At 48.1% G+C, this 10549-nt stretch carries 9 protein-coding genes; 4 read left to right on the top strand and 5 right to left on the bottom strand.

Annotated features, from left to right (window positions below; translation table 11 throughout):
• Positions 1-1709, top strand: a 1709-nt coding sequence (gene oadA / locus B2X00_RS12005; RefSeq protein WP_290487885.1) for a sodium-extruding oxaloacetate decarboxylase subunit alpha, incomplete at its 5' end; no start/stop codon positions are given.
• Positions 1710-1712: 3 nt separating this feature from the next.
• Positions 1713-2840, top strand: a complete 1128-nt coding sequence (locus B2X00_RS12000; protein ID WP_290487883.1) for a sodium ion-translocating decarboxylase subunit beta — start codon at positions 1713-1715, stop codon at positions 2838-2840.
• 19 nt (positions 2841-2859) lie between these two features.
• Here the strand turns inward: B2X00_RS12000 and B2X00_RS11995 are convergent, their stop codons facing one another.
• Genes B2X00_RS11995 through B2X00_RS11985 form a run of 3 tightly spaced genes read right to left on the bottom strand, consistent with a single transcriptional unit; the run spans position 2860 to position 6337 of the window.
• Complete coding sequence (locus B2X00_RS11995; protein ID WP_071462379.1) at positions 2860-3042, bottom strand: hypothetical protein; 183 nt, start codon at positions 3040-3042, stop codon at positions 2860-2862.
• Positions 3039-5003, bottom strand: a complete 1965-nt coding sequence (locus B2X00_RS11990) for a hybrid sensor histidine kinase/response regulator (protein WP_290487881.1) — start codon at positions 5001-5003, stop codon at positions 3039-3041. Before B2X00_RS11990 ends, B2X00_RS11995 begins: the two co-directional genes overlap by 4 nt.
• A complete protein-coding gene (locus B2X00_RS11985; protein WP_290487879.1) occupies positions 5000-6337 on the bottom strand; it encodes an ATP-binding protein in 1338 nt (445 codons plus the stop codon). The genes B2X00_RS11990 and B2X00_RS11985 overlap by 4 nt, the downstream gene beginning before the upstream one ends.
• 157 nt (positions 6338-6494) lie before the next feature.
• On the opposite strand from B2X00_RS11985, the gene gshA reads away from it, so the two are divergent.
• Positions 6495-8111: a glutamate--cysteine ligase gene (gshA, locus tag B2X00_RS11980; RefSeq protein ID WP_290487877.1), complete on the top strand. Its 1617-nt coding sequence runs from the start codon at positions 6495-6497 to the stop codon at positions 8109-8111.
• 123 nt (positions 8112-8234) lie between these two features.
• Positions 8235-8870 carry a hypothetical protein gene (locus tag B2X00_RS11975; protein WP_290487875.1) on the top strand — a complete coding sequence of 212 codons (636 nt, stop codon included), beginning with the start codon at positions 8235-8237 and terminating at the stop codon, positions 8868-8870.
• Between the two features lie 23 nt (positions 8871-8893).
• On the opposite strand, the gene B2X00_RS11970 is transcribed toward B2X00_RS11975, so the two are convergent.
• A complete protein-coding gene (locus B2X00_RS11970) occupies positions 8894-10192 on the bottom strand; it encodes an HlyC/CorC family transporter (RefSeq protein ID WP_290487873.1) in 1299 nt (432 codons plus the stop codon).
• A gap of 69 nt (positions 10193-10261) precedes the next feature.
• Positions 10262-10549, bottom strand: a 288-nt coding sequence (gene ccsA / locus B2X00_RS11965) for a cytochrome c biogenesis protein CcsA (protein WP_290487871.1), incomplete at its 5' end; no start/stop codon positions are given.

The raw sequence follows: 10549 nt of genomic DNA, 5'->3' as shown, positions 1-10549 counted from the left end.
TTGCTAGCAAACTTGATGATGCCGGTTATTGGTCTATTGAGTCGTGGGGCGGCGCTACGTTGGATTCGTGTATTCGTTATTTAGGTGAAGACCCTTGGGAACGCATTCGAAAACTTAAAGAAGCGATGCCCAATACCCGCCAGCAGATGTTATTGCGTGGTCAGAATCTCTTGGGTTATCGCCATTACGCTGATGATGTCGTGCGTCGCTTCGTAGAGCGCGCGCGCGAAAACGGTGTCGACGTGTTCCGTATTTTTGATGCGATGAACGATGTACGTAATTTGAAAACCGCGATTAAAGCCGCAAAAGACGTGGATGGCCATGCACAAGGAACCATGTCTTACACGGTGTCACCGGTGCACACGTTGGAAAAATGGGTGGAGATGGCACAGGAACTCGAAGACCTTGGCTGTGATTCGTTATGTATCAAAGATATGGCGGGTCTATTGCGTCCCAATGATGCATTCGAACTGGTGTCAGCGTTAAAAGAAAAGACCAATTTACCAATCGCAATGCAGTGTCATGCGACAACCGGTCTTAGTGTCGCGACTTACCAAAAATCCATTGATGCCGGTATTGATATGCTGGATACGGCTATTTCGCCGATGAGCATGACTTACGGACACTCGCCGACAGAAACGCTGGTAGCGATGACTGAAGGGTCTGACCGTGATACCGGCTTATCACTCACTGAGCTTGAGGACATAGCGAGTTATTTCCGTGATGTTCGCAAAAAGTATGCTCAATTTGAAGGTTCTCTAAAAGGAGTCGACGCGCGTATTTTATTGGCGCAAGTGCCTGGCGGTATGCTCACTAATATGGAAAACCAACTTAAAGAGCAGAACGCGCTGGATAAGTTTGACCAAGTGTTAGAAGAAATTCCGAAAGTACGTGAGGATCTAGGCTTTATCCCATTGGTTACGCCCACTTCACAAATTGTCGGTACGCAGGCGGTACTCAACGTACTAAGTAAGGAGCGCTACGCCAATATCTCTAAAGAGACTGCGGCGGTATTAAAAGGCGAATACGGAGCCACTGCCGCACCAGTCAATAAAGAATTACAGCAACGTGTGCTTGAAGGCGGTGAAGCGATTACCTGCCGTCCTGCCGATAAAATTGATGACGAGCTCGACAAGCTGACTCAAGAACTTAATGATAAGGCCAAAGCAGATGGTATTCGTCTGGCAGATAACGTCGTTGATGACGTGCTGACTTATGCGTTGTTTCCGCAAATTGGTCTTAAGTTCTTACAAAACCGCGATAACCCTGATGCATTTGAACCTGCTCCATCTGCGGATAAACCGCAAGCCACTGACACGCCTAAGCAGGCAGCGTCGAGTGCAAGCGCTGGCAGTTCCGTCCAAGGGGGAACTGAGCATTACGATGTGGCAGTCAATGGTAAGACTTATCAAGTGTCGGTCAGTGCTGCGGGTGAACTGGAATCCGTCAAACCCACTCCGCAGTCAACTTCTAATGATAATACACCTGCGAGTGAGGGCACCACAGTCGTTGCGCCTTTGGCCGGGAACATATTTAAGGTGAATGTGAGCGAAGGCGATCAGGTCAGTGCGGGTGATGTGCTTATCGTTATGGAAGCGATGAAAATGGAAACTGACATCAAAGCCGAGCAAGATGGAACTGTAAGCAGTGTCCATGTTAAAGAAGGCGATGCAGTATCGGTCGACGACGAATTGGTAACGCTGGGGTAATCCATGGATAAGCTTACGTTGTTATGGCAAACCACCGGATTATCAGCGATTACCGTAGGGCAAACCGCGATGATCATCGTCGGTGGGATCTTACTGTTCCTGGCCATTGCTAAAAAGTTTGAACCACTGTTATTGCTACCGATTGGCTTTGGTGCCATTTTGGCCAATATTCCGCTTGCTGGTTTTACCGAGGCGGGTGGCGTGCTTTACTACGTCTATAAAGTCGGTATTGATACAGGCATGTTCCCACTGATTATTTTCATGGGCGTTGGCGCTCTTACCGACTTTGGTCCCTTGCTCGCTAACCCGAAAATGATGTTACTGGGCGGCGCTGCGCAGTTTGGTATCTTTGCAACATTGTTTGGTGCAATTGCGCTGAATATGGTGCCGGGTATTGAATTCTCGATGGCGGATGCTGCGGCTATTTCAATTATTGGTGGTGCTGATGGGCCTACCGCGATTTTCCTTGCGTCTCGACTTGCACCTGACTTGCTCGGTGCGATTGCCGTAGCAGCGTACTCGTATATGGCACTCGTACCGATTATTCAGCCACCGATTATGCGTTTGTTAACATCAGAGTCTGAACGTCAGATTAAAATGAAGCAATTACGTCCTGTAGGACGCCGTGAGAAGATTTTCTTTCCACTGGCGGTCATACTGCTGACCTTATTGCTATTGCCGAGTGCAACGCCGCTGGTAGGCATGTTTTGTTTAGGGAATTTGATGCGGGAGTCAGGCGTTGTAGAACGACTCACTAAGACAACGCAGAATGATCTTATCAATATTGTGACAATCTTCTTGGGCTTGGCGGTTGGCTCGAAGTTGCAAGCCGAACAGTTCTTGAGCTTCCAAACCTTGGGCATCCTTGTTTTAGGCGCTATAGCATTCGCAATCGGTACGGCGAGCGGTATTTTGATGGCTAAATTGATGGGTAAATTTAGCAAGGACCCCATCAACCCTCTTATCGGTGCCGCAGGCGTGTCAGCTGTGCCCATGGCCGCTCGAGTGGTTAACAAGGTAGGATTGGATTCAAACCAGAGCAACTTCTTGCTTATGCACGCGATGGGACCTAATGTTGCCGGTGTATTAGGTTCTGCGGTTGCGGCAGGGATTTTGCTCGCGCTGGTTTAATAGGCCAGACTTAGATGGCTTACAGGCCGCCTCGGCCTGTAAGCCACATCATCACCGTATAAAATAGTGCGATAACGGTACTAATAATAGCAATATAGATAAAGCCTTTCTGACCCTGCTTCAACGTCCAACCATGCATTTTCAGGTAGACAATCCAGAGCAAGCTCAACACTAATGGAATAATGAATATAAAGCGGATCATGACTGCTCCTGTTGTTGGTGCTGATAGATCGCCGAGAGGTCATTAGCCGCTTGATAAGCGTGATTCAAGGATTTCTCAAGCCCGGTAATGGTATCTGCGACCTTATCAATGTTGCCTGCAGCCATGTGCTTTTCCAAATCAGCTGCGCGAGATTGCAACGCCTCTAAGCCTAAATTGCCCGCCGCACCCTTCAGTGAGTGGAAATAGCGGCGCGCGCTTTCGTGTTGACCGCGAGTGATGAAGTCAGAAACCTTCATGGCACTATTTTGATACTCAGTAAACAACTGCTCAACTAACTTCAAGTACAATGGCACGTTATGTTGCAGGCGTGCCAGCGCTTGTTCGAATTGGATTCCTTTAACCTGCGGATAACGAATTTTCTTTTCGTTCGGGTTGCTGGGCTCAGCCTTTACTTCAACTTCAGCTTGCTGTTTCGAGTCATCCTCGTAGTGTCCCGGCACACACCATTTAACGATTGCTTTTAATAGTTGCTTTTCGTCAATCGGCTTAGCGATATGCCCCTGCATGCCTGCTGATAGCGAGCGTTCTTCATCACCACTCATGGCATTAGCGGTCATCGCGAGAATAGGGAGCTGCTTGTAGTCGTAGAGCGCACGAATCTTTTTCGCGGCGGTGAGTCCATCCATTACTGGCATTTGAATGTCCATCAGTACTAACGCGTAACGCTTCTGTTCAATTGCATCGAGCGCGGCTTGACCATGCTCTGCAATATCTACCTTAAAGCCTTGGCTTTTGAGGAGTTCGAGCGCAACCTGCTGGTTAATTTCGTTATCTTCTACCAATAAAATCGGTGCGCCTTTGATTGCGTCTGGCAAGTTGGTTGACGGTAATTCATTGGCTGCGGTGATATCTTCGCGCTTGTACAATGTGGTCGCTAAGCTATGGCCCAATGTTGTTGCTGTAAATGGCTTCGAAAGAATATCGGAAATACCGGCCGCAGCGGCTTGCTCACTCATTTCTTCTGCATAATAGCCCGTAGCTAAGATCATTTTGGGCGCTTCATCAGCCAGTGACTGACTCACTTTCTGACACAACGATAATCCATCCATACCTGGGAGTCGCCAATCCACAAGTAGCACGTCATAAGGTATGTCATCTTCGCGTAAGATATCCAGTGCTTGTTCTGCAGTACGGCACACCCGCACATCGACTTGATAGCTACGCAGCATCTCTTGAATCATTTCGCGCGTGCTCAAATTATCGTCGATGGCGAGCACACGTTTCCCCCGTAATTTTTGTATCAAGTACTGGTGATGAGAGTCATCTTGTTGTGGTTGCATGGGCAGCGTGAGTTCAATGTAAAATGTTGAACCCTGACCCAAGCCACTGGTAACACCAATATCTCCGCCCATGAGTTGAATCAAACGTCGAGATATCGCCAAGCCAAGACCGGTGCCACCGTATTTACGGGTGGTAGAAGAGTCTGCTTGCGTAAAGGCCTTAAACAGATTGGCGCGTTGTTCTTCATCCATACCGATCCCCGTATCAGTGACCGATATACGCAACCAGACTTTATCGTCATTTTTATCGAGTAAGGTGACGGCGACATTGATCTCACCATCTTCTGTAAACTTAATTGCATTGCTGACCAAGTTGACCAGTACTTGGTTGAGCCGTAATGGGTCGCCAAACAGGCGCGTCGGGATATTTGCAGGCAGGTTAATGATAAATTCGAGATCCTTATCATACGCCTTATACGCGAACATATCGGCTAGCGAAGTCAATACGTCCTGTAAATCAAATGGAATACGCTCAATGCTTAGTTTTCCGGCGTCGATTTTGGAAAAGTCGAGGATGTCATTAATGACGCCTAGCAGAGCCTGTGACGACGAGTCGATGACTTTAATATAACGTTTTTGCTTTTCCGATAATTGTGTTTTTAAGCATAGATTGGCCATCCCGACAATCGCATTAATCGGCGTGCGAATTTCGTGGCTCATNNGGCGGTGTCGCGCAGGATCGGCTCTTCGACCGGCAGGACCAGCCGCAGCCCGAAACAGGCGCCTTGGCCCAGATCGGACTCCACCCAGATCTCGCCGCCCATCATCGTCACCAGCCGCCGCGTGATGGCGAGCCCCAGCCCGGTGCCTTCGAACGCGCGGCTGCGGGCATCGTCCACCTGATTGAACTCGCCAAAGACGTGATCCAGCTTTTCGCGGGGAATGCCGATGCCGGTATCCTCGACCGTCATGTGGATGGCGGCGCTGTGATCGGGCTCTACCGTGCCGGTGACCCGCACCAGCACATGGCCCGAAGGCGTGAATTTCACCGCATTGCCCATGAGATTGGTCAGGATCTGCCGGATCCGGCCCAGATCGCCGATAAAATGCGTCGGCAGGAACAGATCGTAATCCACCAGCAGATCCAGCTGCTTTTCCCGGGCGGAGGGCTGCAGCAGCATCACCACCTCGTGGATGGCGCGTTCCAGATCGAAGGGATCAAGTTTCAGCTGCATCCTGTCCGCCTCGATCTTGGAATAATCAAGGATGTCATTGATGAGCACCAGCAGGCTTTCGCCGGAATTGCGGATGGTTNCGACGTAAAGCCGCTGTTCTTCGGACAGCGGTCCCTCCAGCAGCAGGGCGGCCATGCCCACCACGCCGTTCATGGGCGTGCGGATTTCGTGGCTCATATTGGCGAGGAATTCGCCTTTAGCGACGTTGGCTTGTTCAGCGGCTTCTTTCGCTTGCTCCATTTGCTCAGCGACCGACTTGATAGAGGAAATATCGTAATAGCTACCGATGATGCCAATGACATTTTTTTGATCGTCATAAAGCGGAACACTCGAGTGCTCGATGTAGCGTGTGTTATTCGCCAAGTTAAGTTCAATTTCAGCGTTGCAAGAAGCTAAGCCATGTTCTAATGTGAGGCGATCGCGCTCCTGTAATACAGGGTTTTTGGCCAACCAAGTCAGTTGTTCGTCACGCTTGCCTTCAAGCGCTTCACTGCTGCACTGAATATCGCGCAAAAACGCGTCATTACCTCCGAGATATTCTAGGTCGCTGTTGCGCCAATATACCCGCGTCGGCAAATCATTGAATACTTGTTGTAATAATTGTTGCGAGCTGGCGGTTAGAAACGGTTGACGCAATGGGGATGTCAGCGAAGTTTGCCGAGTCCAAGTAAAGATGACAATACCCGCGATTAATCCAACGGTAACCGAAGTCAGTAATATGTAATCACTTAACGGCGCGGGTAAAATCAGGTAACTGATGATGCTGATAAGTTGAAAGGCAATAAAGCCAATTTGAAACCGTGTCCAGAATGTTGTCATTCGTCACTTGCCAAAACGCTGTGAAAGAAAATGGGTGCCTTCTAAGTGTGCCACGACACACGCGTAACGCCAAGTTTATTAAGCCAATCATGGACGTGCGAAGCAAATCTAAGTAAGCTAACCGCACGCGTCAGAAAAGGTAGTATCGGAGTCCCTTTTGCAAACTCAATTCGAACGAAAAATCACCGAACTCACAGCGAGTCACTCAAGCGCCATTTGGGAAGGTATCCACCGTGGCATCGAGCGTGAGGCTTTGCGTGTATTAGAAAACGGCACACTTGCGCCGACGGATCATCCCGAAGCGTTGGGAAAGACGTTAACGCACGACACCATTACGACGGATTACTCGGAAAATTTACTCGAGTTTATTACTCCGGTGGCTGAATCTATTCGCACCACCTTATCGCAATTGAAAGACATTCATACCCATACCTTCAAAGCCTTGGGCGACGAGTTGTTATGGCCATTGAGTATGCCGTGTTATATCGGTTCTGATAAAGATATCCGTGTGGCTAAATTTGGTGAGTCGCATTCAGGTCGAATGAAATCCTTGTATCGCGTGGGGCTGACCCACCGGTATGGAGCAACCATGCAGATTATCTCGGGCGTTCATTTCAATTTTTCTGTGCCTGAGACGCTTTGGGCAGCACTTGCTCAAGATGAAGGCACTGAGGACAACGCGGCTTTTCGTTCTGAAAAATATTTTGCTTTGATTCGGAACTACAAACGACTGTCTTGGGTGATTCCATTTTTATTTGGCGCATCGCCAGCGTTGTGTGAATCATTTTTTACTCAGACTCAAACCGAGAATAAGTTGACCGAGTGGGACTTCGCTAAACTGGGTAAGGGTACATGCTATTTGCCTTACGGCACATCATTGCGGATGAGTGATCTAGGGTACACGAATAAAGAACAAGCAAGCTTAAAAATCACGTACAACAACCTCGATGATTATGTGGAGGGTCTACGTAGAGCAATTACCACGCCGTCCGAGAATTTTAAGTCGATTGGTGTAAAAGATAATGGTGAGTATCACCAGCTTAATAGCAACATTCTACAAATAGAGAATGAATTCTATTCGCCAATTCGACCTAAGCGCACAGCAAAGGATGGCGAAACACCCACACAAGCGCTTGAACGCGGTGGCGTCGAGTATATCGAGGTCCGCGCTTTGGATGTGAATCCGTTTAGTGAAGTGGGTATTACGGCGCAACAAATTCAGTTCCTTGACCTGTTCTTACTTTACTGTTTGCTGACGGAGAGCGCTCCGATGGATTGGGAGACTCAGCAGAAAACCGACCAAAACTTCAATAAAGCGGTGATGCAAGGCCGTAATCCTTCGCTGAGCTTATGGCAAGATGGTCACGATCGATTAATGACCGACTGGCTGGAGGAATTATTTGCAGAGCTGGCTGCGCTCGCCCGCATTATGGACGATTCGCCGCATTCTGAGTCGGGTTATGTTGCCGCTGTCGAGGCGCTTTATCCATGCGTGTTGAATCCTGAGTTGACTTTGTCAGGTCAGGTTCTGGAGATCTTGCGTAGCAATGATTGGGATGCAAGCCGCTTGGGTAAGGAGTTAGCGCTTAAATATAAGCGTTTATTCCGTGAAGCGGAGTATGAAGCGTTTAGCGAAGATGACTTTAAGCGGTGGAAGGCCGCTTCGGAAGATGACTTCGTTGCTCGTAAAGCTTCGGATAACGTAGTTGATTTTGATACCTTCTTGAGTAACTATTTCGAAAAGGCAAAATGTTCGGGGCAACCCACACGCTAGTTAAAAGAGCTACGCCAGAAAAGAAAAAGGCGCAACGATAAACCGCTGCGCCGAATAGTTCAGGGGGGTGAACACAACATAACTGTTTACTCTGATACGTGTGTCATCAAAAAGTTCAGAATCATGCAAAAAAAAATTTATAAGCGCAGTTCGATTATTGCTTCAGCTGTTTTGGTAAGCGCACTAAGCGGCTGCGCCACGCCGCCTCCACAATCCCCTGAGAATATCTGTGATATCTTTGAAGAACATAATGATTGGTATCATGCTGCGGCCGATGTGCGCGAGCGGTGGGGCGTTCCCATCCACGTGCCGATGGCGATGATGTATCAAGAGAGTTCCTTCAGACATGATGCGGTTCCTCCACGCTACTATTTTCTTGGCTTTATTCCTTGGGGGCGAGTGAGTAGTGCTTACGGATACTCCCAAGCTAAAGATATGACGTGGGAAGATTACCAGCGAGAAACGGGGAATGGCTGGGCGAGTCGAAGCGACTTTGAAGATGCTATCGACTTTATGGGATGGTTTATTTATAAAAGCTATGAAATTAATGGTGTGTCCAAGTGGGATGCATACGCGCAATACCTCAACTATCACGAAGGTTGGGGCGGTTATGCTCGCAAATCTTACCTCAGCAAACCGTGGCTTGTGAAAGTATCGAAACAAGTAAAAAGTCGTTCGTTACGATACGCTACACAGCTCAAAACCTGTGAAGAAGACCTTAAGCATGGATGGCTGTATAACTTATTTTTTGATTGGTAAGCGTTAGCAAAGAGCCAGCGGTATTATTCACCGCTGGCTGAACGAGGCTCTTGAAAATGCTGAGGTAACACGCGCACTTGTTTTATCATCGTATCACCTACCTCAATGAGTTCCACTGGATAGCCACCTAAGCGTAAGCTGAGACGGGCACTTGGGATATCACCAAACTGCTCAATAATTAATCCACTGAGTGTCTTCGGTCCATCGGTAGGAAATTGCCAGTTCATCTCTTTATTAAGCTCGCGCAGGTTGGCAGCACCTTCAACTAAATAGCTGCCATCAGGTTGCGCAACAGCTGTCTCGCTTGGTTGAGGCGCCATGGACGTGGTGAAGTCGCCGACAATTTCTTCTAAAATATCTTCTAAAGTGACCAGGCCTTGAATATCTCCATACTCATCAACGACGAGGCCAATGCGCTCTTTGCGACGCTGAAACTTTAATAGTTGCACGTTAAGGGGAGTGCCTTCGGGAATAAAATAAATATCGCGTGCAGCGCGCACCAAAGTCGCCTTATCGGCTTCAAATTGATTTTTGGTCATCAAACGCATGACATCACGAGCGTGGAGAAAGCCGACCGCATCATCAATGTCATTTCGGTACAACAACACTCGCGTATGTTGAGCGTGCTCTATTTTCTTAATGATTCGCGACCATTCGTCGTTGATATCGATTCCGACAATCTCGTTACGCGGAATCATCACATCCTCGACTGTAACTTTTTCTAGGTCCAGAATACTAACCAGCATTTCTTGGTGAGAAGCTGGGATCATGTTGCCTGCTTCATTCACCACGGCGCGCAACTCATCTGAGTTGAGTGCATCGCCTACTTGGGCTCGCTTAGGGTCGACACCGAGCAGGCGCATAAATGAGTTGGTAATGAAGTTCACACTGGTAACAAAGGGATACATTACCAGCAAGAGTGGACGTAAGATCATTGAGCTCGGAAAAGCGATACGCTCTGGATGCAGGGCGGCGATTGTTTTAGGCGTAACTTCGGCAAAAATTAAGATTACCAAAGTAAGGCCGAGTGTGGCGATAACAATACCGGCATCGCCGAACCAACGAATACACAGAATGGTCGCAATAGAGGAGGCTGCAATATTAACTAAGTTATTACCAATCAGGATTAGACCGATTAAGCGATCAGGGCGTTCCAGCAGGAACTGCACTCGACGTGCACCATGGTGGTTATTTTGCACTAGATGGCGTAACCGATAGCGGTTAATCGACATCATGCCCGTTTCGGAGCCGGAAAAATATGCAGAGAGAGCGATGAGAACTACGAGTATTACGAGTAACATACTCGTCGATATATCGTCCAAACTTACTATCCTCTTAGTCGTTGCGAATCTGACAATTTAGTGTTTTCAGTCGCTAAGTCAAGCTTTGACTTAGCTGAGAATGATATCTTTGACAAAGCGGCTACCAAAGTAACCGAGTGTTAATAACACCGTACCCAAAATACTTAACACCATAACCGGTTTACCGCGTAGGCCAGTCGCTTTATGGGTCAGGTAGGTGATGATATAAACCAAAGCCGCCGCCATTGCTAGAATTGTCTTGTGAGCTTGGTTTTGAGCGAACATGTCATCCAAAAAAGCAAAACCGGAAGCGATTGCTAATATCAACAGCAACGTACCTGCTGATAACAGCCTAAAGAAATAGCGATCAATATTCAT

It is taken from the genome of Idiomarina sp. UBA3162 (genome assembly GCF_002364475.1).
GTDB lineage: Bacteria > Pseudomonadota > Gammaproteobacteria > Enterobacterales > Alteromonadaceae > Idiomarina.
Note: the sequence above shows the minus strand (reverse complement) of the source record. Positions and strands in the feature narration are given on the sequence as shown.

Coding starts and splice junctions, on each gene's coding strand:
- B2X00_RS12000 (WP_290487883.1), top strand. CDS start 1,713: ATGGATAAGCTTACGTTGTTATGGCAAACCACCGGATTATCAGCGATT.
- B2X00_RS11990 (WP_290487881.1), bottom strand. CDS start 5,003: ATGAGCCACGAAATTCGCACGCCGATTAATGCGATTGTCGGGATGGCC.
- B2X00_RS11995 (WP_071462379.1), bottom strand. CDS start 3,042: ATGATCCGCTTTATATTCATTATTCCATTAGTGTTGAGCTTGCTCTGG.
- B2X00_RS11975 (WP_290487875.1), top strand. CDS start 8,235: ATGCAAAAAAAAATTTATAAGCGCAGTTCGATTATTGCTTCAGCTGTT.